The sequence below is a fragment of the Chryseobacterium endalhagicum genome, assembly GCF_016745235.1.
In the GTDB taxonomy this organism is placed as follows: Bacteria; Bacteroidota; Bacteroidia; order Flavobacteriales; family Weeksellaceae; genus Chryseobacterium; species Chryseobacterium endalhagicum.
On the sequence record NZ_JAELVM010000001.1, the window covers coordinates 2,293,317 to 2,318,032 of the forward strand.

Sequence of the window (24,716 nt, forward strand, 5' to 3'; positions counted from 1 at the left end):
GAGAAGAATATTTTATTTTTTAACTAAAATTTCTAACCTCTAATATCTAGCTTCTAACCTCTAATTTCTATTTCGAAAACAGCTGTCCCAGAATAATCCCCGCCGCCATGGAAACATTCAAGCTTTCTGTAGACTGGGATTTTCCGAATCTTGGGATTGTTATGCATTTCTGAAGGAGTTTTTCCGTTTCCGGTCTCATGCCGTTTCCTTCATTTCCTAAAATCAGGTTCAGTTTCTCCGGCTTTTCGAAAGTGTAAATATTCTCCCCTTCCATATCCGTTCCTATATTGATATTCTTCGTTTCAGAAAGATATTCCACAAGGTTGGTGTATACCAGATTAACTCTGGTAAATGAACCCATCGTTGCCTGGATTACTTTGGGATTGTAAAAATCCACGGTATCTTCACTGCAGATAATCTGTTCTATTCCGAACCAGTCTGCCAAACGGATAATGGTTCCCAGATTTCCGGGATCCTGGATTCCGTCAAGAACCAGCTGAACATTTTTATCCTCCATTTTTTCTTCCTCAGCCAGATAACAAACCGCGATGGAATCTTTGGGGGTTTTAAGGAAACTTATTTTTCTCAGCTCATTTTCAGTGATCTGGATCACAGGAGCATCGGTCCGGTCCAATTTTTGCGGATCGGTAGAAAATATTTCTTTAACTTTAAAATTAGATTCAGAAAGTTCACAAATGATTTTATTACCTTCAACCAAAAACAAATTGTATTTTTGTCTGAACTTCTTTTTATCTAAAGACTGTAAAACTTTTATTGTATGAGCTGTAAGCATTATAAGAATTCTCCTCAAAAATATTATAAAATTATCTCATTTGCAACATTTGTTGGTCTCCTTTATGCGTGCAGTACAACTAAAAAAGTTCCGGATGGCGAATACTTGCTTACCAAAAACAACTTTGAGTTTGAAGATAAGAAAGAATCTTTCGATGAAGAACTGAAAGATTACGTTCAGCAGAAGCCCAATAAAAAGCAGCTTCTTTTCATGCCGCTGAGTTTAGGATTTTACAATATGGCCAATCCTAAGTATGATACACTCCTCAACGAATACATGACTTACCCGAGTGAAATGAGAAATCAGAAACTGAGAGATTCTCTTTTCCTTAAGTATGATATGAAAAACAGTGTAGGAAAAACACTCTTTTTAGACCGTCTTCTTCACAGCTGGGGAACGCCGCCGGTAATCCTGGATCAGACGAGAAGTGAAAAAAGCACCGAGTCCATTGAAAAAAGGCTTACCTACCGGGGGTTCTGGGATGCAGATGTACATGTTAAGCATGATATAGATTCTGCCTCTAAAAAAGCAACCGTTAATTACTTTGTTAAACATAACGATCCCACCTACATTAAGGATTATTATTACAATATAACCGACCCTTACGTTAAAGGACTTTACTGGCAGAAGCTCAACAAAAGTCTCATCAGATCCGGACAAAGGCTGGACCAGACCGTTCTTGAGAAAGAAGTAACGAGAATCACAGAGCTGATGCGGGAAAACGGATATTACAGGTTTAATAATACCAATGAAGAGGTATATTTTGTAGCAGACTCCCTGAAAAGCAAAAAACAGGTTCCTTTAACTCTGGAAATCCATAAAGATTCAGCTGACCATCGCTATAAAGTGGCCACCATAGGAAATATTGATGTAGCGATTGTTAACGAAGCGGGCGATTTTATGAAAAACACCGTGAAGGACAGCTTAAGAAGGATCAGGTTCCATAAAATGGATGACAGTTATAAGACATCATCCTTATGGAGAGCCGTGATCGTAGACCACAAAAAGGTTTATGACCAGAAAGCCCTGGACCTTACAAAGAGAAATTTCCTTGCGATGAATAACTTCAGTATTCTGAAGGCCAGGGATTCTTTGAGAAGAGGTGGAACTACCGCTCCTAATGACAGCATCGTGGACGTTCTTTACGTCCTAAAACCGCTTCCAAAATATGAACTTAAACTGGGAACGGATATCAATTACTCCCAGCTTCTGAATCTTGGGGTATCCCCTTCTGTAGACCTTACGACGAGGAATGTCTTCAAAGGGGCAGAAAACCTTTCAACCAGTATTTCGGGGACATTCGGGTCGATAAGAAGTACCAAAAATATTGATAAAAGAGATATTGCCTACGAGATTTCAGCGCAGGCTTCCCTTAATTTCCCGAGACTTCTTCTCCCGTTTGATTATTATAAACTTCTCCCGAAAAGATATACGCCGACATCTTCCATTCTTTTAGGAGCATCGGTACAGAATAACATCGGTTTGGGAAGGGTCAACTTTAATACCGGACTGAATTATCAGGCGAATGTGAATGATCAGGTTTCGCACAGGCTTACCCTTTTCAATACCCAGGTCAGTCTTACAAAAAACAAAGACGCCTATTATGATTATTTCGCCAATGATGAGATTATAAGAGATGATATGTTTACCAACTATTTCTCTACTAAACCACCAGAACTTGCACAGCAGTTCAATTCCGGACAGATCAGTATTGATGCTGTTTCCGAGATGATTCTGAATGATGATGCTTACATGGCTTCGCTTGATAAGAAAGGCCAGGATCTTCTGCTGGCGTTTATGGGATCTCTTGTGAACAAAGACAGACAGACCCAGGATATCCTTATTTCTTCCATGATCTATAATTTTGTGTACAGTGAGATCGGTAAAAAAGATTATCCGAACGCTTTCTATTTTAACGGAAAAGTAGAGCTTGCAGGTAATATTTTAAGCATATTCAACCAAAAAAGAGATGCAGGAGGTGTTGTAACCAATCCGCAAAGAACCATATTTGGTATTCCTTATGCACAATTTGTAAAATTTGATATTGACACCCGGAAATATTTTAAATTCAACGGAAATCAGACCTTAGTTTTACGCCAGTTTATCGGAGTCGGTATTCCTTACGGGAACTCTACGGACATGCCTGTCATCAAATCTTATTTCAACGGCGGATCCAATGATATCAGGGCTTGGGTAGCATTTGGAGGATTAGGTCCTTCAGATTCTCAGATCGACGAGAGAGTCCGTACGTATATGACGAACAATGTAAAGCTGACCACGAATATTGAATACAGAATTCCCTTCAATGAAATGTATGAAGGTGCCTTATTTACGGATATTGGAAACACATGGAGCCTTAGAAAACCCGATGGAACCGGAGGCTATGGAGATGAGTTTAAATTCAATAAATTCTTAGGCCAGATGGGGATCGGAAGTGGATTGGGACTTAGAGTAAATGTAGCTTATATTACATTCAGACTTGACCTTGCCTACAAGATCTACGACCCGAATAAACCTGATGGAGACCGATGGAGATTTAAAAACTTCCAGCCATTCAAACCTACTTTGAATATTGCCTTCGGATATCCTTTCTAATCCGGAGAAATTCCCAATATAAAATACACTACAGCAATCACCCTGGCGAGTACTTCCCTCGCCTGGTTTCTGTAGTAGCTTTCAGGCTTGCTGACATCCTGAGCATCGAAGCCCAGGGCATTCATATTGTTGTTCCTTGCGAAAAACAGCGCACGCAGATTGTGAAACCCCTGTGATACAATAATGACATCTTTCTTTTTGTAAACATCTTTACAGCGCAGAATGCTTTTGTAGGTATTGAATCCCTTTGGATCTTCTATAATAATATCCTCCGGAACGCCTTCCTGCTTCACCAGATATTTCTTCATGGCAGCCGGCTCGTTATAGCCTTTGCTTTTTTCTCCGCTTACAATGATTTTTTTAATTTTTCCGTGATGATAAAGAAGTGCCGCCGCATCCATTCTTTTGGTAAAATAGGGATTGGACATCCCTGATCTCATCTTTGGAGAAGTTCCCAGAACCAAGGCAACTTCCCTTGGCGGAATTTTCGAGATCTTTGTATAGGTACGGCCATTGGTGAGCCCGAAAACCCACGCATTGCAGAGGCATATCAACAGAATACCTATTTCTGCTGATACAACACCCAAGTTAAATATGTTTCTGATAACTCTCAACTCAGATCAAAGTTAAGCTTTATTTTCTTACTTTTTACAATAGACATGCACGCCAGTATTTTACCCTGAGCTTCTTCTTTTTCTGTTAAATATTCATTTTCAAGGAGTTCCACTTCCCCATCTTCAAGATAACATTCGCAGCTTCCACAAATCCCTGATTTGCAGGAGTAAGGCACCGGAAAATTCTGGACTAGAAGCTGCTGCAGGATCTTTTCTTTATTGTTCGGAAGAACGGTTTCATAGTCTTTTCCAAGCATTTTGAAGGCTACTTCCACATCTTCGATCAAAGGAAATTCTTTTTCCAGAGGATAAATATCATCATTATATTCTTCAAAAAGTTCAAAATGAATGTTCTTTTTCGGAATTCCATGATGGTAGCAGGCATTGGCCAGTGCTTTGATCATTTCTCCCTTACCACAGATCAGTACTTCATCTACGGCATCCCAGATGGTAGACTCCTCATCGGTATCATCCAGGTGAAGGATCTGGTTAATAATAAGACTCAGTTTCTTTTCATCCAGCCTTCCGTAGAAAAGCTGATCGGCCGTTTTCTCCCGGGAAAAAAAGTAAAAAATCTGAAGCCTCTCCCCGCAGGTTCTGGCAAGATTATCCAGCTGATCGCGATAAATCAATTCATCTGAGTTTTTATTTCCAAAGAACAGAAACAGCCTTGTTCGCGGTTCGGTGTGCAAAATATGTTTAAAATGGCTCAGAATCGGGGTGATTCCTATTCCTGCCGCAAAAGCAACAATCGTCCTGAATTCACTGGGTTTGGAAACCAGCGTAAATCTTCCTGAGGGCTCTCCTACCATCAACTCATCACCAACATTATAATTTTTGGAAAGCTCAAAAGTGGCACCTTCAGAAGAATTCACCTTTATTCCAAGGCATATTTTTTTCTCATACGGAGCTGAGGTCATGGAATAATCGTTAATGACTTCCTGCCCATGGGCCATGAATTTTATACTGACAAACTGCCCGGCTTCAAACTTAAAATTATCCTGTAAATTCCCGGGAATCTCGAATTCCAGAGAAAAAGTATTTTTGGTAAGTTGTACCTTTTTCGCTATTTTTAACGGATGAAACTGTATCAGTTTCCCTTTATAGATTTGTTGTTCCATACTTCAATTCAAAAATAGTCAAAAAATAATTTATGAAGAAGATAATTTTATCCGCGCTTATCCTCACGGCTTTGTACAGCTGTAAAAAAGAAAGCCAAAAAACGGAAGACATGCTTGCCGCAGATTCCGTTTCCGTATCAGAACCAACAACTTCTGCAACGGGAGCTTATACTTCGAAAGAACTTTCTCCGGAAAAACTTGGGGAATATCTGGCGCAGAAAAACGACACTTTATACGTGACCAATTTCTTTGCAACCTGGTGCGGACCGTGCATGAGGGAAATTCCACATTTTAAGAACAAAATGCAGGAATTAAAAGATAAACCGGTAAAATTTACTTTTATCAATCTTGATGATAAAGCGGAATGGAACACTTCTGTGAGAATGTTTGGCCAGGAGAATAATCTTACCCGGAATATCATCCTTCTGGATGGCCAGCAATTGGATCCTACTTTTTTTACCAGTAACTTCAAGCAGTGGGACGGAGGTTCTATTCCTTTCACCTATTTAAGAAAAGGAGATCAAACCGATGAGTATTTAGGCATGATGACTGAGGAAGTTCTGAATGTTAAAATCGACGCTCTTTTAAAATAATACATCCAGATTTTTTCTGATCATGTCAAAAAAATTCAAAATCCTGTGTTTACTGCTGGCGGCCGCCATTCTACTGATTGTGGTCATCAACCTGAACACAGGATTTTTAAGTTTAACCCTTCAGGATTTCCTGCAGGATTCCGCCCAAAGCCAGATTGCTGAGATCCGAATCAACCGCGTTCTCGTTATGCTGTTGGCGGGAATTTCAATTCCCACTTCCGGCTTTCTGATGCAGGAATACTTTCAGAATCCGCTGGCCGGCCCGGATATTTTAGGGATTACATCCGTAGCCAGTTTATCAGTTGCCTTCTACATTTTTTTCTCCCATGATCTTCTGATTCCGGAATTTTTGCAGAACAGCTTTCTCAGTCTTTCCGCCATCACAGGAAGCCTGGGGCTGATGCTGATTCTTCTTTCCATGTCGAATAAGTTTCAGGATAAATCCTACCTTATTATATTCGGATTCCTTATTTCGGCATTTGCCGGTGCTGTCGTTTCACTGCTGCAATTCTATGCAGAGAATCAGAGCCTCAAAAACTACATTTTATGGTCTTTCGGAGCCAATAATATGGTGACGAGGAATCAGATTTATGTTTTGGCTATTCTGGTTTTCATAGGCCTGTTTATCTGCTTTAAATCCATAAAACCGCTGATTGGAAATTCATTGGGAACCTCTTATGCACAGAGCCTGGGCGTGAATTTAAAACAGTTGAAGCTATTGATCATCGTGGCATCTTCCCTGCTTTCCGCTTCTATTACCGCCTTTTTGGGCCCTATTTTATTTGTGGGAATTATTGTTCCGCACTTCTGCAGACTCATTTATAATCCATCCAAGTTATGGCAGCAATGGATTCTGAATATGTTTCTGGGAATGCTCGTGATGCTCCTTTTCTCTGTAGTTGCTGAAAAAACACAGATTCCTATGAATGTGATAAGCTCTGTATTTGGTATCCCGGTGATATTACTGATGCTTTTGAAACAGAATAAGGTGTAAAAAGTGAATTGTCAATGGTGAATGGTGAATTTTTAAACCGGAAATAAAATCTGTGCAATCTGAAGAATCTGCGTGAAATTATTTTTTTGCTCGCTGATTTTGCAGATCACGCAGATTTTGAGAAAATTTATAATTTATATATTTAGTTAAATAAACAAATCTAAATTTGTTATTGAATGAATTTAACGGATATTAAGATAAGTCAGAAACAATTAATTATTGTAAATATACTCCAGTTTATAGTGAGCTTTGCATTCATGCGATTTTCTGACATATTTCGTTTGGATAAAGATCTCCACTGGATTTACACTTTTGGGCATTGCTGGTATCTTATGTCTGCTTTACCATGCTTTTTTTGGGGATCTTTTATTTCTGGAGTTTATACCTTATGGAAAGTTGACACAAATAAGATCCTATATCTTCTTTTGAGTCTTCTCCCTCTTATTTTATTTTTAACAGCTATCTTTTTCAATTCCTAAAACATGCATCTACAAATCAGACAGGCCAATATAGGCTACAATAAAACCTTAATTTCAAATGCTCATGCAGATCTGAAACTGGGCGATGTATGCCTTCTGATTGGAAATAATGGTGTAGGAAAAACAACGCTTATCAAATCTATTTTGCATCAGGTTTCTTTACAAAGCGGGGAAATATTAATCGGTCAGAAGAATATAAAAAAGCTGTCTGTAAAAGAAATTGCAGAAAATATAGCGGTGGTCTTCTCCAAATCGGATGTACCGCAACATTATACGGTTGAAGACCTGATCTCATTGGGAAAATACATCTACTACCCTTTTTATTTTGAGCTTAAAAAAGAGGACAGGGATGAAGTGACGCACATTATTGATCAGCTGGATCTGAACCAGTATAAACACACACTTCTAAAAAACCTTTCGGACGGAAATCTGCAGAAAGCGTTTATCGGGCGTGCTATTACCCAAAATTCCCCCGTTATTATTCTGGATGAGCCTACGACCCATCTGGATGAAAAAAATAAACTTATTATCTTAAAAACACTCCGTAAACTGGCTAAGGAACAACAGAAAATTATCCTTTTCTCTTCTCACGACTGGAGGCTGGCCAAAGAGTTTGCCGATAAAATATGGTACGTGAAAGATCATCAGCTTTTCTCCGGGATTGTAGAAGACATTCTGCTTCATCATGAAGAGCTCACGAACGTTTCGTTGTTTCAGGTGAATGAAAGTTTTGTTCCACCAACCATTACTGCTCCGCCGGTTCACAAAGAAATGCTGTATTCGCTGCTGCAGAAAAATTTTGAAAAAGACCTTTCTTCCCTCCATTTTGAGTTTAAAGATGGTTTTTGGGAAATTCTCACCAGCACCTCCAAACGGCAATGTCAATCTTTCGAAGAAATAGTTAATTCCCTCAGAAACATTCATCAATACTAAGTTTTTATTGAATATTTCACATACTATGCATGCATAGTATTATGCTAATCATACAATTTAATCTGTTTATTCTCAGCTTATTAACAAAATTTAACGTTAATAAATACTATGCATGCATAATATTTACTAAATTTGGATTACACCATTCTTACATAAATGATGGATAATAACAAGGAAAAAATAGAAAACGTAGATTTAGTTTTAAAACAGACCTGGCTGGCTGTTTCTAAAATGTATACAGAACTTGCCCAAGAGCATGATTCTACAGCAGTGCAAGCCCTCACTCTTCTTAAAATTGATCCCAAAGAAGGAACCCGAAGTACCAACCTGGGTCCCAAAATGGCCATTGAACCTACTTCTTTAACCAGAATCATCAAGCTTCTGGAAGATAACGGATATATCTATAAGGAAAAAACCACCTCTGATAAAAGAGAGGTGATCATTAAACTTACAGATAAAGGTCTGAATTCAAGGAATATGTCCAAAGAAGTGGTTGTCAATTTCAATAAGAAAGTGATGGAGAAAATTGCTCCCGAGAAGATTGAAACCTTCAAGGAAGTGATGTCCGAGATCATGAAAATTGCGAACGAACTATTAAATAACAGAAAATAAATTATCATGCACCTTTCCGGCTGCATATGATCTTATCAATAATAAAAATTTACATATGAAAAGAAGAATCAAACACGTGACGGTTCTTGGTTCAGGAATTATGGGAAGCGGTATCGCGGCACATTTCGCCAATATTGGTGTGGAAGTGTCCCTTTTGGATATCGTTCCTTTTGAACTGACGGAAGCTGAACAGAAAAAAGGTTTGACCAAAGATGACAAAGTGGTAAGAAACAGAATAGCTTCTGAAAACTTTGAAAAACTGAAAAAAGCAAGTCCTGCTCTGCTCTATTCTCCAAAATTTGCAGATAGAATAAAAGTAGGAAACTTCGATGATGATCTTCAGAAAATAAAAAACACAGACTGGATCATTGAAGTGGTTGTTGAAAAACTTGACATTAAGAAATCTGTTTACGAAAAAATTGAACAGTTCAGAAAACCGGGAACATTGATTTCTTCCAATACATCGGGAATTCCTATTCATTTTCTTATTGAAGGAAGAAGCGATGACTTTAAAAAATACTTTGCAGGAACCCACTTTTTCAATCCTGTAAGATACCTTCCTCTTTTGGAGATCATCCCTACCCCGGAAACGCTTCCGGAAGTAGTAGATTTCTATATGAGTTTCGGGGCTAAATTCTTAGGAAAAACTACAGTTTTAGCCAAAGATACACCGGCTTTCATCGCCAACAGAATCGGGGTTTTCTCTATGATGGACCTTCTTCACAATGTACAGAAATTAGGACTTACCGTTTCTGAAGTTGATAAATTAACCGGACCTGTTATCGGACGTCCAAAATCTGCTACTTTCAGAACGGCGGATGTTGTAGGTCTTGATACGCTGGTAATGGTTGCCAACGGAGTACGTCAGAGCGGTGCAGAAGCCAATAATTTCAACGATGTTTTTGCCCTTCCGGATTATATCCAGAAAATGATGGATAATAAATGGCTGGGTTCTAAAACTGAGCAGGGATTCTATAAAAAAGTGAAAAATGCCGAAGGAAAATCTGAAATCCACGGATTGAACCTTGATACACTGGAATATGAGCTTCAGGGCAAATCTTCTTTCCCAACTTTAGAATTAACTAAAAATATAGATAAGCCAATTGACCGGTTTAAAGTATTAATTGGCGGAAAAGATAAAGCAGGAGAATTATACAGAAAATCTTTGGGAGCCTTATTCGCTTATGTTTCTCATAAAGTTCCGGAAATTTCTGACGAAGTTTATAAGATTGACGATGCTATGAGAGCCGGTTTCGGATGGGAAAACGGACCGTTTGAAATCTGGGATGCCGTAGGTGTTCAAAAAGGTATCGAACTGGCCAAAGAAGCAGGTTATGAAGTTTCAGACTGGGTTAAAAACGTAGAAAGTTTCTATAAGGTAAATGATGAAGGCCAAAGTATTTTCGTTGATAAAAACTCAGGACAATACAACACAATTCCGGGTCAGGATGCTTTCATTATTTTAGATAATATCAGAAAGAATAAAACGCTTTGGAGCAATTCAGGAGCGGCGATTGAAGATCTTGGTGACGGGATTATCAACTTTGAGATCCGCTCAAAAATGAATTCTCTGGGAGGCGAAGTTCTTGACGGATTAAACAGAGCTATCGATTTAGCAGAAAAAGAATACGACGGATTGGTTGTTGGAAACCAGGGAACCAATTTCTCTGTAGGTGCCAACCTTGCCATGATCCTGATGATGGCTATCGAACAGGACTGGGATGATCTGAATATGGCGATCGCCTATTTCCAGAAATCTATGATGAGAGTACGCTACTCCTCTATTCCTGTAGTGGTTGCCCCTCACGGAATGACCCTTGGAGGCGGATGCGAAATGACGATGCATGCAGACAGAGTGGTAGCAGCAGCAGAAACATACATCGGATTGGTAGAAACCGGAGTTGGAGTAATTCCCGGCGGTGGTGGTACCAAAGAACTTACCTTAAGAACTTCAAGAGAATTCCACAGCGACGACGTTAAAAACAACAGACTTCGTGAAGCATTCATGAACATCGCGATGGGTAAAGTAGCGACTTCCGCTTATGAAGCCTACGATATGGGAATTCTTGAAAAAGGAAAAGACATTGTATCCGTAAGCAAAAACAGACAGATCGCTGAAGCTAAAAAAGTAGCAAAACTATTGGCAGAGCAAGGTTATACACAGCCTATCGAGCAGAAAGTAAAAGTTTTAGGAAAAGACGCACTGGGAATGTTCTACGTAGGAACCGACCAGATGCTTACCGGAAATTTCATCTCAGAGCACGATAAAAAAATTGCAGACAAATTAGCCAACGTAATGGTAGGAGGAAATCTTTCTGAGCCAACCGTAGTGACTGAACAATACCTATTGAACCTGGAAAGAGAAACATTCTTACAGCTTTGTGGTGAAAGAAAAACTCTGGAGAGAATTCAGTATATGTTGCAGAATGGAAAACCGCTAAGGAATTAGAAGTTAGATATTAGATATTAGAAGTTAGAATGAAAGCGCATAGATTACATGATCTGCTTATTTGGAAAAAGTCAATGATGTTAGTAAAGGATGTTTATCTGGTAACAGAAAAACTCTCTTCTAATGAAAAGTTTGGGCTTATTTCACAAATAAGGAGATGTGCGGTTTCAATTCCTTCTAATATTGCTGAAGGTGCAGGAAGAAATAATGCAAAAGAATTTTATCAGTTTTTAGGAATTGCCTCGGGTTCTTGCTATGAGCTTGAAACACAATTAATTCTTTTAGTTGAACTAAATTTTGAAAAGCAAACAGTGATTGCACCTTTACTAAATAATCTAAATGAAATTCAGAAGATGATCTACAGGTTTAAAACTAATTTAATAAACGGTTAGAATCTAATTTCTAACCTCTAATTTCTAACTTCTAAACAATGAAACAAGCATATATAGTAAAAGGGTTCAGAACTGCCGTTGGAAAAGCTCCAAAAGGAAGTTTAAGATTTACAAGACCCGATGTGATGGCTGCTACAGTGATTGAAAAACTGATGGCTGAGCTTCCACAATTAGATAAAAACAGAATTGATGACCTTATCGTAGGAAATGCGATGCCGGAAGCTGAACAGGGCTTGAACGTTGCCCGCTTAATTTCTTTGATGGGATTAAATACAGACAAAGTTCCCGGAGTTACCGTAAACAGGTATTGTGCATCAGGAAGTGAGGCGATTGCCATTGCTTCAGCAAAAATTCAGGCCGGAATGGCGGACTGCATCATTGCAGGAGGTACAGAATCTATGTCTTACATCCCAATGGGAGGTTACAAGCCGGTTCCCGAAACAGATATCGCGAAAACAAACCCTGATTATTACTGGGGAATGGGTTACACCGCTGAAGAAGTGGCCAAACAATATAATATTACAAGAGAAGAGCAGGATCAGTTCGCCTATGAATCTCATATGAAAGCATTAAAAGCTAATGCTGAAGGGAAATTTGCCAACCAGATCGTTTCTATCCCTGTAGAATATAACTTCCTGGACGAAAACCAGAAAATGCAGTCTAAGAAATTCGACTTTTCTATCGATGAAGGTCCTAGAAAAGATACTTCTCTGGAAGGTTTGGCTAAACTGAGACCTGTATTCGCAAACGGAGGAAGCGTTACTGCCGGAAATTCATCCCAAATGAGTGACGGAGCGGCTTTCGTAATGGTAATGAGCGAAGAAATGGTCAAAGAATTAGGTCTTGAGCCGGAAGCGAGATTAGTGGCTTATGCTGCTGCTGGTCTTGAGCCCAGAATTATGGGTATGGGACCAATCTATGCTATTCCAAAAGCTCTTAAACAGGCTGGTCTTGAATTAAAAGATATTGAATTAATTGAATTAAACGAAGCATTCGCATCACAATCTGTAGCGATCAAGAAAGAATTAGGCTTAAACCCTGATATCTTAAACGTAAACGGAGGTGCTATCGCTCTTGGCCACCCGCTTGGCTGTACCGGAACCAAACTCACCGTTCAGCTTCTTGACGAAATGAGAAGACGAGGCAATAAGTACGGAATGGTTTCCATGTGCGTGGGTACGGGACAGGGAGCAGCGAGTATTTTTGAGCTTCTTTAATAAACAGACTAAAAGAGTAAAGAATAAAGAGTAAAGACCAAGATGAAGCATAATTTCAAAAATCTCAATATCTGGAAACTGGCTATTGAACTGGCTGATGAAATTTATGCAGTTACTGACAGTTTTCCAAAAAGTGAGGAATTCGGATTGAAATCTCAGCTTAGAAGATGTACTGTTTCTGTTGCTTCAAATATTGCAGAAGGCTCAAGTAGAAGTTCTAATAAAGATTTTAATCGTTTTTTAGAAATCAGTCTTGGTTCTCTTTATGAATTACAGACTCAAGTCATAATTTCAAGCAACAGAAGTTATTTTGAGTCATCTAAAAATGAAATTATAGAAAATAAAATCACAGAATTACAGAGAATGATTTCAGGCTTTCAAAAAAACTTACAACTTTAAGTCTTTATTCTTTTCTCTTTATTCTTCAAATCTTAAAAAACAAAACAACATATGGCTACATTAAAAGGAGGAGAATTCCTGATCAAGGAAATTCCTGCAAATGATATTTTCACTCTTGAAGAACTGAGTGAAGAACAAAAAATGCTTCGTGATTCTGCAAAAGAATTTATCGACAGAGAAGTAATCCCTCAAAAAGAGAGATTTGAGAAAAAAGATTATGCTTTAACTGAAGAAAAGATGCGTCAGTTGGGCGAAATGGGACTTTTAGGAGTGGCTGTTCCTGAGGAATACGGCGGTCTTGGAATGGGCTTTGTGAATACGATGCTGGCATGTGATTATTGTTCAGGAGCGAATGGTTCATTGGCTACGGCTTATGGGGCGCACACGGGAATCGGAACCCTTCCTATCCTGTTGTACGGTACAGAAGAACAAAAGAAAAAATACCTTCCGGATCTGGCTACAGGAACAAAATTCGGAGCATACTGTCTTACTGAGCCTGATGCAGGTTCTGATGCCAACTCCGGAAAAACAAGAGCTAAACTTTCTGAGGATGGAAAACATTATGTAATCAACGGACAGAAAATGTGGATCTCCAATGCAGGTTTTGCAGAAATCTTCATTGTATTTGCTAAAATTGATGATGATAAAAACATCACGGGTTTCATCGTAGAAAAAGAAGGAACTGAAGGGCTTACTTTCGGGGAAGAAGAACATAAACTGGGAATCCGTTCGTCTTCTACAAGACAGGTTTTCTTTAATGATATGAAAGTTCCAGCTGAGAACCTTTTAGGCGAAAGAAACAATGGTTTCAAAATCGCTTTGAATGCTTTGAATGTAGGAAGAATTAAACTGGCCGCTGCCAACCTTGACGGACAGAGAAGAATCTTAAACCACTCTCTTCAGTATTCTAACGAAAGAAAGCAGTTTGGCGTGTCTATTTCAACTTTCGGAGCGATCAGAAAGAAACTGGCAGAAATGGCAACAGGAATTTTCGTTGCTGAAGCAGGTTCTTACAGAGCAGCAAAAGATGTTGAAGATAAAATCAATGAATTGGTTGCCGGTGGAATGAATCACCAGCAGGCAGAATTAAAAGGGGTTGAAGAATTTGCAGTGGAAGCTTCTATCTTGAAGGTTTTTGTTTCAGATTTAACACAACATACTGCTGACGAAGGAATCCAGGTATACGGAGGAATGGGATTCTCTGAAGACATGCCGATGGAAGCTGCATGGAGAGATTCAAGAATCGCAAGAATCTATGAAGGAACCAACGAAATCAACCGTCTTCTGGCTGTTGGAATGTTGATTAAAAAAGCAATGAAAGGTGAATTGGATCTGCTTTCTCCTGCGATGGCCATCAGCAAAGAACTAATGGGAATTCCTTCATTTGAAGTGCCTGATCATTCAGCATTCATGAGTGAAGAAAAAGCGATTATCGCTAACCTTAAGAAAGTTTTCCTAATGGTTTCCGGAGCAGCGCTTCAGAAATACATGATGGATATTGAAAAGCAGCAGCACCTGTTACTGAATGCTTCTGAAATCCTTAACCAGATCTATATGGCGGAATCTGCGATCTTAAGAGCCGAGAAACACTTCTCTCCTGAGTCTGTAGAAGCTGCCATGGCACAGCTTAACCTTTACAAAGCTGTTGAAAAGATCATCACATCCGCTAAAGAAGGAATTGTTTCTTTCGCAGAGGGTGACGAGCAGAGAATGATGCTTTCAGGTCTTAGAAGATTTACGAAATATACCAACCATCCGAATGTAGTGGCTCTGACTGAAAAAGTTGCAGCACATTATATCGGAAAAGGAGCTTATTAGTCTTTTTATACATAAATTTGATTGAAGCGTCTCATTTTTGAGGCGCTTTTTATTTGGGTTCATGTGATAAAAAAATTTAGACCTATGGATAAAAATCTATTTATTTAAGAATCTGAATTTCAATATTTTTTGCTATTTTTATTATCAAATAACAAATATGAAAATCTTATTGTTTCCCTTTCTCTTGATTTCCATCTCTTTATCAGCTCAAAAAGAAGATAAAAGAGCACCCTTAGCAAAGGAAGACAGCCCGAAGATTTCTTATTTCAAAGACCTTAAAGAACTTCCGGTGAAAACGGAGAAAGAGGAAAAAGATCCATACAAAATGCTGACTGTAATCCCAAAAGACACATCGGCATATATAGCTTTAAAAGAAGCCAAGAAAGATGATTCAAAATACAGAATACTCAATGCAATTACTCCTGAAAAAACGGCACCGGAACCCAAAAAGGCGGAGCCTTCCAAATAATTAAAAACAAACCAATCAAACTACAAAATTAATTACCATGGGAAAATTTATTATTTCTAAAAGAACGAATGATGACTTTCAATTCAACCTTAAAGCCGGAAACGGACAGGTCATCTTAACCAGCCAGGGCTACAGCTCAAAATCCTCCTGCGAAAACGGAATAGAATCCGTACGTATCAACTCACAGGATGAGTCAAAATTTGAAAAAAATACCGCTAAGGATAACCGCTGGTATTTCAATTTAAAAGCCGGAAACGGACAGATCATAGGAAGCAGCCAGATGTACGAATCGGAAAACGGAATGGATAATGGTATAGAATCCGTAAAAAACAATGCTCCAGGGGCTTCCGTAGAGGATGAAACCAATCTTTGATCCGCTGTAAAATAATCTTTATAAAAATGTCTTATTTTTTAAGGCATTTTTTATTTTTGTATTCTATTTCCTATCTGAAATGACAAAAGAAGAACTGCTCAACAGAGCCATAAAAATAGCTGATAAAGCACACAAAGGACAAACCGACAAATACCACGCTCCATACATCGCTCATGTAATGCGCGTCATGGAATACGGCAAAACACTGGACGAAAAGATCGTGGGCGTGCTTCACGATGTTGTAGAAGATCATCCTGAAGAATTCAGCCTGGAATATTTAAGAAATGAAGGTTTCCCCGAATACATTATTTTTGCCGTAAGCTGCCTTACCAAATTTGATCCGGAAGAAGATTACGATGAGTTCGTTAAAAGAACGGAAAGGTCTCCCCTTGCGGTTGCCGTAAAGCTGAATGACCTTCGTGACAATATGGATCTCAGGAGAGTAAACCGTGAGCTTACCCCGAAAGACATTAAAAGATTCAACAAATATTTAAAGGCCTATCATTATCTGATAGAAAAGTATTAATCCGCTCCGGGGAAATCATATGTTTTCGTAGGATGGTCCGTACCATCAATGTTGATGTTTAAGGCCAGATAAATAAAGTGAAGGTTTTTGTTTCCTTTCGCTTCAAACTCACGCTGCCATAGGTAACCTGTCAGGATTCCGAAATAATCATCGATCTGGTACCCGAAACCACCGTATACTCTGTTTCTGGCAAATGTTGGCTTCATAGGGCTTACAAGGAAAATTTCGTCATAGACATTGGCGAAAACAGTTCCTTTTTTTACCGTTTTGGCATTAAGGGGAACACTTACGTTCAGACGGTATCTGTAACGCATTCTTTGGGAAGCTTTATCCGTTGCAGGCTCGTAGAACCAGCTTTTTTCTGCACGGAGACGGTTCTCAAACTTCACGATGCCTTTCTTTACATCAATCACGTCCTGAAGCCATACCCTGAATTCTTCTCTGCTCAGGCTGTGTTCCTTGTAGTTCACATATCTTCCAAGCCCTACAAAAGGTTTATGATTTTTGGTAAGATTATACCCCAATCCTCCTTTGATCTCGTAATAATCAGGATAAGTATAGTCTTCATTTCCTCTAAGCTGACCTTCTGCATAGAGGAAAAATTTGGGATGAAACTTATAGGTTAGAGTCACTGCATTAAAGCTGGAAATGTGGTCCTGCGCTTGTAAAAAGGTCATACTGAAAAGTAAACTCAGACTGAAAAAAAGTTTCATAAAAAATTTTTGCAAAAGTAAATTATTTAACAATTTGTTAATATTAATTTTCATTAACCCGGAATTAACATTTACTTAATATTGATGGTGTATGAGAAGCCTATATGAAACCATCTCTGAGGCATTTCAACCCCAAAAGCTTCAGTATATTTTGTATCTGTTAAATTGGTAATCAGCACATAAACCGAAAAATCTTTTTTCGCAAAACTCAATTTTTCGTCGAGAAGATTATAACTCCCCTGGTTCAGTCTTTCATTGTAGCGGTACACCAGTTCATTCGTAAAATATTTCAAAAATTTAGTTTCCAGCTTACCTACGACCTGATGTTTCAGGTTGTCCAGAATATACCGCGATACAAAATCATTGGATTCACTTATTTTACTATCCAGATACGTATATCCGGCCGTATATTTCAGCCAGTCGAAAGCCCTGTGGCTCAGCTCCAGCTCAACACCTTTGGTATCTATTTTCCCTACATTGTCTGCATACCATACGGGAGAATCAATGGTACTTTTCGTCCAGTCAATAGAATTCTCAGAGTTTCTCATAAATCCGCTCACTTTTGCCAGAATTCTGCTGTTCTGAAACTGATACCCAATCTCCGAGGAAATGGCATTTTCAGGAAGCAGATTCTGATTTCCCTGCTCTGTTTTACTTACATAATAAAGATCGGTAAACGTGGGAACCCTGTGAACTCTGGCAATATTTCCGTAGATCTTGTTGTTCTGATTGAAATTATAGCCTACATCCAGACCGGGATAGAAGAAATTTCCTTCTTTGGAATAATTCGCCCAGGAAATTCCCGGACTGATGTTCAGTTTTTTATCCAGCAATGAAAAATGATGCTCAAAGAAAACCTGGGAAACAAAGCGGTTTCTTTCCCCTAAATTATTACTGGCCAGAAACTCCTTTCTCAGCTCAACACCTACACCGGTTGTTCCCAATCCCCACTGATAGCTGGAATTCACTTCTCCACCCACATTATTTCCAATGTGCATATTTCTGTAATAACCCGGATTGTTTCTTAAAAACACATACATATCTTCTCCCCTTCTCCAGTAAACATTTGAGCTGAGCTTCAGCTTTCCGAAAGTCTGCTGATGCGCTAAACTTACAATGGAAGCCTGTGTTTCCTCATACTGTTCCTTTGCCGTACTGGATGCGTAAAATCCATTGGCCCCGAATTTCTTTTCAGAAAACCCGGCCTGAAGCTTAAGATCTCCGTTTTTAATATTTAATTTACTTTGGTAGAATACATTCCGGATCTCATAATCCGTATTGTACATATATCCCTGGGACGAAGCAGAATTAGCCTGAAGCGAGTTTGAGAATTTTTCATTGCCCAGCTGCGCATTGAATCCGAAACCATAGGTCTCATAATCTCCGCCGTCAGCACTTATTTTTACTCTTTTTCCGGGATTTGTTTTGGTAATAATATTGATGACACCGGCATACGCATTCTGCCCGAATCGTCTGGCTGCAGGCCCTTTGATGATCTCAATTCTTTCCACATCATCCATATCTACAGGGACATTCATAGAATTGTGCCCCGTTTGCGAATCATTCATTCTGATGCCATTCAATAGCAGCAGAACCTGTTCAAAAGAACTGCCTCTGAACCCGATATCACTCTGTACTCCATTAGCTCCTCTCCTTCTGATATCCATTCCCGGAACCTGCTGAAGCACCTCGTCAATACTTTTAGCAGGAGAATTCGCAATATCTTCTTTGGTAATCACCGTAATATTCTGATTGGCGCTTTTATAAGGTGTAGAGATGAATTTTCCCTGAAATTCAATGTTTTCAATGTCTGTTGTCTTCTCCTGTGCATGGGCACAAAGCATTGATCCCAATAAAAATATGCTTCCAATCTTCTTGATCATAATAGTTCCGGTTTTATTTTCGTAGTCAGTTTCTTAATAATGGCCAAAAGTAAGGGAGATCCGGAAGACAGGCAAATGATAGTTATCATAAAAAAAAGATGCAGTATGGCTATACTGCATCTTTTGCGGGAAGTAACTCTTTTATCTTTTTCTCATTAAATGTGTAACAAGATCTCTGAATAGTTTTCTCATTTCTATATTACCTATTTATGAATGCAATTTTAACTAATTTTAAAATACAAAACAAGAGCAAAATGCAAAAATATAATGAAAATCATAAAATTAATAAAAGCCTCCTGATGATTCAATAAATATACACCCTTATGGATAATGATAATACATTAACAAAAGTGCTCAGGTTCAGGCTTATCAGGTCATATTTTCTCTTTATCAGCCGGGATTATAAATTTGTATTCCTTCAATGTTTTAAATACATAATTTTCAGTAAAAATTCGTAATTTTGTGGGTCTTAATTTTTACAATGAAAACAGTTTTTCTTTCTTTAATTTTTTCAGGTATTCTTGTCAATGCACAATTTAAGTTTCCTGATCCAGAAGCTCCGAATCCGGCTGAAGAAATTGAAGCAAGGGATCAGCTTATTATGCTGATTAAAGGGGAAAGAAAAATTAAAGAATCGCAGAGTCGATTAAAAATCGACAATGAAATTATTTCCGAAATAAGAAAGTTTGATCATGAAGGAAACATTCTCTTTAGTTCTGATATCACAGAGTCTGCTCTTCAAAACTCACCAAACAATTTTTCAAAGACAAGAAATGATGAGTATAAAACAGCTCTTTCAGACGGAAGAATTGTTTCATTTGAATATTCTGCTTTAGATGAGCCTGTCAAAAAAAATCAGATTCTATATGACTCAAAAAACAGAATTTCAAAAATAGTTTCTCCTGGTAAAACCTATGAATATATTTATGAAAAAGAAAAACTTGTTAAAGGAATTCAAACTTTTGAAGGATATCAGGAACAAGGAAATTATCAGTATGATTTAACAGGAAAATTAAAAAAGATAGAATTTAAGTCAGTATCACCGAAAGGAAAAACAGAAACCAGCACAAGAACTATTGAGTATGATAAGGATGGTAATGTTTTACTGGATGCACACTCATTACTGGAAAAAAAATATTCTTATAAAAATAATTTACTCACAAAATACACTGTTCTATTACAAGGAAAAAAAGCGGAAGAGCGTGATTACGAATATAATGAAAACGGGAAAATGACAAAGACTACCAATACGGTATATAATGTAGACACCAATAAGGCTAATCAATCTTTAATTTCGCACTATAAATATAAAAACGGTTTGATCGTTGAAAGATCTACTCTGATCAGTGACCAGGAACCTGCTAAAATTGAGACATTCTCTTACGACAGTCAGAACAGAATAACCAATATCCGTACACGGTCAGAAAATGCAGTCGTAGCAAATACTGATGTTGCCTACGGTAAGGACACAATCACGCTGACCGGGGAACATTCTCAGTCAGTTTATACATTATATGAATAGAAAACATGGCTAAAACAATAGAAATAGATATAAAAAAACAGATTTTCGTTAAGAATGCACATCTTAACAATCTGAAGCATATAGATGTTCTGATCCCGAAAAATAAACTGATCGTCATCACAGGAGTTTCCGGAAGCGGAAAATCTTCCTTGGCATTCGATACGATTTATGCGGAAGGACAGAGAAGGTATGTGGAGAGTTTGAGTTCCTATGCCCGTCAGTTTTTGGGTAAATTAGAAAAGCCGAAAGTAGACGATATCAAAGGACTTGCCCCTTCCATCGCCATACAGCAGAAAGTAATTTCTTCCAATCCGCGTTCTACCGTAGGAACTTCTACGGAGATCTACGATTATATGAAGCTTCTTTTCGCAAGGATCGGGAAAACTTTTTCTCCGGTTTCAGGTGAAGAAGTAAAAAAAGATTCGGTTTCTGATGTGATCGATTTTATCAAATCTTCCAAAAAGGAAACTTCATTCCTTTTGACGGCTCCTCTGGAATACGATGCTGATAACTTCAAAGAAACCCTGAACATTTTAAAGCTGGCAGGTTTCACAAGATTGGAGATCAATGGTAATGTAGCAGGAATTGAAGATCTGGAAAGTTTTGGTTTTGCCCCTGAAAAAGGAATGGCTATTAACCTGGTGATCGACCGTTTTTCCTATGAAGAGGACGAAAGTTTCCTTCAAAGACTGGCGGATTCTATCCAGATGGCTTTCTACGAAGGTCATGGCTATTGTTCACTGAAAAATACAGATTCCGGGAAAGTAAAGGAATTTTCCAATAAATTTGAGCTGGACGGGATGGAGTTCCTGGAACCGAATGTTCATTTTTTCAGTTTTAATAATCCTTACGGAGCATGCCCGGCCTGTGAAGGCTACGGAAAAGTAATCGGAATCGATGAAGACCTTGTCATTCCCAACAAAACCCTATCCATCTACGAAGATGCAGTGGTTTCATGGCGTGGCGAAAGCATGAGCGAATGGAAAAAAGCCTTCATTAAAAAAGCAGAAGACTTCCCTATCCATAAGCCTTACCATCAATTAACCAAAGAACAGAAAAGCTTCCTTTGGAAAGGCGACGGAAAAAGCAGCTTCCCTTCTATCAATAATTTCTTCAAAATGCTTGAAGAAAACCTGTACAAGATCCAGTACCGCGTGATGCTTTCAAGATACAGAGGAAAAACACTCTGTCCAACTTGTGAAGGGCTTAGATTGCGTGAAGAAACAAGCTGGGTGAAAGTAGACGGTCACAACATCCAGTCGATGATAGAGCTTCCACTGGATGAACTCTATCCTTTAATTGACAGCCTTCAACTTTCCGAGCATGATCAGGATGTAGCCAAAAGGTTATTGTACGAGATCAAAACCCGTATTGAATTCCTGTTAAAGGTAGGTTTAGGATATTTAACGTTAAACAGAACATCCAACACGCTTTCCGGTGGGGAAAGTCAGAGAATTAACCTTGCTACAAGTCTGGGAAGTTCTTTGGTAGGATCTATTTATATTCTGGATGAACCTTCTATTGGTCTCCATTCAAGAGATACAGAAAACTTAATTGGGGTATTGAAGAACCTCAGAGATCTTGGAAACACTGTGATCGTTGTAGAACATGATGAAGATGTCATGAAAGCAGCAGATTATATTATAGATATTGGTCCGGAAGCTGGTTATCTTGGCGGAGAACTGGTATTTGCGGGCGATTATGATGATCTTAAAAATGCAGATACGCTTACTTCGAAATATTTAACCGGAAGAATGGAGATTGAAATTCCTAAAAAGCGAAGAAAAGCCAAGGAATGGATTCATATAAAAGGGGCAAGACAAAACAACCTTAAAAATATAGATGTAGATGTGCCTCTGGAAAGCCTTACGGTAATTTCAGGAGTTTCCGGAAGCGGAAAATCTACACTGATGAAGGAAATTCTCACCAATGACATCCAGATCCAGCTTGGAATGGGCGGCAAAAAGGGAGATTATGATTCCGTGGAATTTCCAAAAAAACTCATCAAACATATTGAACTGATCGACCAAAACCCGATCGGAAAATCTTCGCGATCCAACCCGGTAACCTACCTGAAAGCCTATGACGACATCAGGGATCTGTTTGCGAAGCAGAAAGTATCAAAAATGATGGGTTACAAGCCTAAACATTTCTCTTTTAACGTAGACGGCGGAAGATGTGATGAATGTAAAGGTGAAGGCGTAATCAATGTTTCCATGCAGTTCATGGCAGATATTGAGCTGGAATGTGAAGTATGCAAAGGAACCCGTTTCAAAAGTGAAATTCTGGAAGTGAGATTCGATGAGAAAAGCATTTCCGATATCCTTCATATGACAGTGGATGAAGCGCTGGAATTCTTCAAAGACAACAATGAAGACAAGATCGTTACCAAACTGAAACCGCTTCAGGATGTTGGATTAGGTTATCTGCAGCTGGGACAAAGCTCGTCTACTCTTTCCGGAGGTGAAGCGCAGCGTGTAAAGCTGGCATCATTCCTGGTAAAAGGCGTTACCACAGACAAAACCCTGTTTATCTTTGATGAACCGTCCACCGGACTTCATTTTCATGATATCCAGAAATTACTGAAATCATTGCAGGCACTGATCGATCTTGGTCATTCCGTGATTGTTATTGAGCATCAGCCGGATATTATTAAATGTGCAGATTTTATCATCGACATTGGCCCGGAGGCCGGGAAATACGGTGGTGAAGTTGTTTTCGCAGGAACACCGGAAGATCTCGCCAAGGATAAAAAATCGCATACAGCGAAATATATTAAGGAGAAACTTGAAAACTAGATAGTAATAGAGGGCCGGTAGATGGCTCTCTATTTTTTTATTTTAAACCGTTAAGATGTATTTAAGTTGTTCAGAATATTAAGGTAAGCTTCGCTTTAAGTTTTTTAGGCACAAAAATTTTCAGCTTAAAAAATCTTTAGATTTTCTCTTAACTATTCTTACCATCTTCACCAATCTTAATGTTAAAAAAAATACACTCAATCATCTGCGAAATCCGTGTTTAAAAATGACAAACCACAAAAGGATCAAAATTTTTTTTGCGCGAAACCTCCAAAAACCTTAAACCTTAAACTTTGAACTTTGAACTTTAAACTTTAAACCTTAAACCTTGAACCTTGAACTGTAAACCTTGTAATTATTCCCCGAAATAGTCCTAATTTGCTGTTTATAATTATGAAGCATAAAATTCTCTTTATCCCTGTTCTTCTCCTGATATTGTACAGCTGTATGGTTAAAAAAAACACCGTTTTGGACAACAAAAACTATGAAACCAAACTTGATACTTTAACCTTATTTGATACAAGCAGGAACCGGAAGATTCCTGTTGCGTTCTACAGCCCGGCAGCAGACATGAAAATTCCCAAACAACAGATCGTTATTTTCAGTCATGGTTACGGAGGCAATAAAGGGAATGATTATTTTGTGTATTCCTATTTAACCCAAAAGCTGGCTTCAAAAGGATATTTTACAGTGAGTATCCAGCATGAGCTTCCTTCCGATGAATTACTTCCCATGCAGGGAAAGCTGCAAACCACACGAATGCCTTTCTGGGAAAGAGGTGTGGAAAACATCTTATTTGTCCTGAATGAGCTTAAAAGGACCAGACCCGATCTTGATTACCAGCATTTAACCCTTATCGGTCATTCCAACGGCGGAGATATGACCGCTTTGTTTGCCGTTAAGCATCCAGAACTTGTCTATAAGATGATTGCTATGGATAACCGGAGAATGTTTCTTCCCAGAACAGCCCTTCCTAAAATATACACCATCCGCTCCAATGACTATCCCGCTGATGAAGGGGTTTTGCCGTCACCTGAAGAACAGAAAAAATATCATATTACGGTACAGCCAACGAATATCAATCATGGACATATGGATAATAAAGGAAGTGAAGAAGAAAAGCATATGTTGAATAAACTCATTTTAGAATACATTGATAAACAATAGCTTATATACTTATCCACATAAAATTGTGGATAACTTGTGAATTTTAACATTTAATTCATGTTTCGTATTAAAAATTGTACTACATTTACTATGTAATACAACTGAAATGAAATCATTTTTTGCTTTTTTCAGCTTTGAAATTGCAATTAAATTTGAAATAAAAATTTAAGCACAGCATTGTCGGCTGTGCTTTTTTAATTGTTGTCTAATTAAAAAAATGAGATGTTTTATCTACTGGATCCGCTTCTAAAGAGCG

Annotated in this window: 21 protein-coding genes; 16 read left to right on the forward strand and 5 right to left on the reverse strand. The window is 38.4% G+C overall.

The features are described from left to right. Positions 1-67 precede the first annotated feature (67 nt). On the reverse strand, positions 68-793 hold the full coding sequence (locus tag JET18_RS10185) for a TrmH family RNA methyltransferase (protein WP_202090627.1): 726 nt from the start codon (positions 791-793) through the stop codon (positions 68-70). Here JET18_RS10185 and tamL point away from each other — a divergent pair. After that, on the forward strand, positions 779-3,388 hold the full coding sequence (gene tamL, locus JET18_RS10190; protein WP_202090628.1) for a translocation and assembly module lipoprotein TamL: 2,610 nt from the start codon (positions 779-781) through the stop codon (positions 3,386-3,388). The genes JET18_RS10185 and tamL overlap by 15 nt on opposite strands. On the opposite strand, the gene JET18_RS10195 is transcribed toward tamL, so the two are convergent. Beyond that, complete coding sequence (locus JET18_RS10195) at positions 3,385-3,975, reverse strand: SanA/YdcF family protein (protein WP_394369517.1); 591 nt, start codon at positions 3,973-3,975, stop codon at positions 3,385-3,387. The genes tamL and JET18_RS10195 overlap by 4 nt on opposite strands. Positions 3,976-3,998: 23 nt before the next feature. After that, positions 3,999-5,123: a ferredoxin--NADP reductase gene (locus JET18_RS10200; protein ID WP_202090630.1), complete on the reverse strand. Its 1,125-nt coding sequence runs from the start codon at positions 5,121-5,123 to the stop codon at positions 3,999-4,001. Between the two features lie 32 nt (positions 5,124-5,155). Here JET18_RS10200 and JET18_RS10205 point away from each other — a divergent pair, with 32 nt between their 5' ends. The 12 genes from JET18_RS10205 to JET18_RS10260 all read left to right on the forward strand — a co-directional run bounded on the left by JET18_RS10205 (position 5,156) and on the right by JET18_RS10260 (position 16,377). Beyond that, positions 5,156-5,716, forward strand: a complete 561-nt coding sequence (locus JET18_RS10205) for a TlpA family protein disulfide reductase (RefSeq protein WP_202090631.1) — start codon at positions 5,156-5,158, stop codon at positions 5,714-5,716. A gap of 22 nt (positions 5,717-5,738) precedes the next feature. After that, positions 5,739-6,710 (forward strand): iron ABC transporter permease, encoded by a 972-nt coding sequence (locus JET18_RS10210; RefSeq protein ID WP_202090633.1) that lies wholly within the window; start codon positions 5,739-5,741, stop codon positions 6,708-6,710. A 482-nt stretch (positions 6,711-7,192) separates the two neighbouring features. Next, positions 7,193-8,122: an ABC transporter ATP-binding protein gene (locus JET18_RS10215; RefSeq protein WP_202090634.1), complete on the forward strand. Its 930-nt coding sequence runs from the start codon at positions 7,193-7,195 to the stop codon at positions 8,120-8,122. Positions 8,123-8,281: 159 nt separating this feature from the next. After that, positions 8,282-8,734 (forward strand): MarR family winged helix-turn-helix transcriptional regulator, encoded by a 453-nt coding sequence (locus JET18_RS10220; protein WP_202090777.1) that lies wholly within the window; start codon positions 8,282-8,284, stop codon positions 8,732-8,734. Positions 8,735-8,789: 55 nt separating this feature from the next. Then, positions 8,790-11,183, forward strand: a complete 2,394-nt coding sequence (locus JET18_RS10225) for a 3-hydroxyacyl-CoA dehydrogenase/enoyl-CoA hydratase family protein (protein ID WP_202090635.1) — start codon at positions 8,790-8,792, stop codon at positions 11,181-11,183. 29 nt (positions 11,184-11,212) lie between these two features. Continuing rightward, on the forward strand, positions 11,213-11,575 hold the full coding sequence (locus JET18_RS10230) for a four helix bundle protein (protein WP_202090636.1): 363 nt from the start codon (positions 11,213-11,215) through the stop codon (positions 11,573-11,575). Positions 11,576-11,613: 38 nt separating this feature from the next. Further along, positions 11,614-12,792, forward strand: coding sequence for a thiolase family protein (locus JET18_RS10235; RefSeq protein WP_202090637.1), 1,179 nt, complete (start codon positions 11,614-11,616; stop codon positions 12,790-12,792). A gap of 42 nt (positions 12,793-12,834) precedes the next feature. Further along, positions 12,835-13,191: a four helix bundle protein gene (locus JET18_RS10240; protein ID WP_202090638.1), complete on the forward strand. Its 357-nt coding sequence runs from the start codon at positions 12,835-12,837 to the stop codon at positions 13,189-13,191. A gap of 51 nt (positions 13,192-13,242) precedes the next feature. Then, positions 13,243-15,009 (forward strand): acyl-CoA dehydrogenase family protein, encoded by a 1,767-nt coding sequence (locus JET18_RS10245; RefSeq protein ID WP_202090639.1) that lies wholly within the window; start codon positions 13,243-13,245, stop codon positions 15,007-15,009. A gap of 157 nt (positions 15,010-15,166) precedes the next feature. After that, complete coding sequence (locus JET18_RS10250) at positions 15,167-15,478, forward strand: hypothetical protein (RefSeq protein ID WP_202090641.1); 312 nt, start codon at positions 15,167-15,169, stop codon at positions 15,476-15,478. 37 nt (positions 15,479-15,515) lie between these two features. Beyond that, on the forward strand, positions 15,516-15,851 hold the full coding sequence (locus JET18_RS10255) for a YegP family protein (RefSeq protein WP_202090642.1): 336 nt from the start codon (positions 15,516-15,518) through the stop codon (positions 15,849-15,851). Between the two features lie 79 nt (positions 15,852-15,930). Next, complete coding sequence (locus tag JET18_RS10260; RefSeq protein ID WP_202090643.1) at positions 15,931-16,377, forward strand: phosphohydrolase; 447 nt, start codon at positions 15,931-15,933, stop codon at positions 16,375-16,377. Here the strand turns inward: JET18_RS10260 and JET18_RS10265 are convergent. Continuing rightward, positions 16,374-17,090: a DUF2490 domain-containing protein gene (locus JET18_RS10265; protein WP_202090644.1), complete on the reverse strand. Its 717-nt coding sequence runs from the start codon at positions 17,088-17,090 to the stop codon at positions 16,374-16,376. The genes JET18_RS10260 and JET18_RS10265 overlap by 4 nt on opposite strands. Positions 17,091-17,161: 71 nt before the next feature. Next, a complete protein-coding gene (locus tag JET18_RS10270) occupies positions 17,162-18,973 on the reverse strand; it encodes a TonB-dependent receptor plug domain-containing protein (protein WP_202090645.1) in 1,812 nt (603 codons plus the stop codon). 481 nt (positions 18,974-19,454) lie between these two features. On the opposite strand from JET18_RS10270, the gene JET18_RS10275 reads away from it, so the two are divergent. The 3 genes from JET18_RS10275 (at position 19,455) to JET18_RS10285 (ending at position 24,460) form a co-directional block, all read left to right on the forward strand. Then, the gene (locus tag JET18_RS10275; protein WP_202090646.1) at positions 19,455-20,495 is read left to right on the forward strand and encodes a hypothetical protein; all 1,041 of its coding nucleotides are present in this window, start codon (positions 19,455-19,457) and stop codon (positions 20,493-20,495) included. A 5-nt stretch (positions 20,496-20,500) separates the two neighbouring features. Beyond that, complete coding sequence (gene uvrA / locus JET18_RS10280) at positions 20,501-23,293, forward strand: excinuclease ABC subunit UvrA (protein WP_202090647.1); 2,793 nt, start codon at positions 20,501-20,503, stop codon at positions 23,291-23,293. 393 nt (positions 23,294-23,686) lie between these two features. Further along, positions 23,687-24,460: an alpha/beta hydrolase family protein gene (locus tag JET18_RS10285; RefSeq protein WP_202090648.1), complete on the forward strand. Its 774-nt coding sequence runs from the start codon at positions 23,687-23,689 to the stop codon at positions 24,458-24,460. Positions 24,461-24,716: the final 256 nt, after the last annotated feature.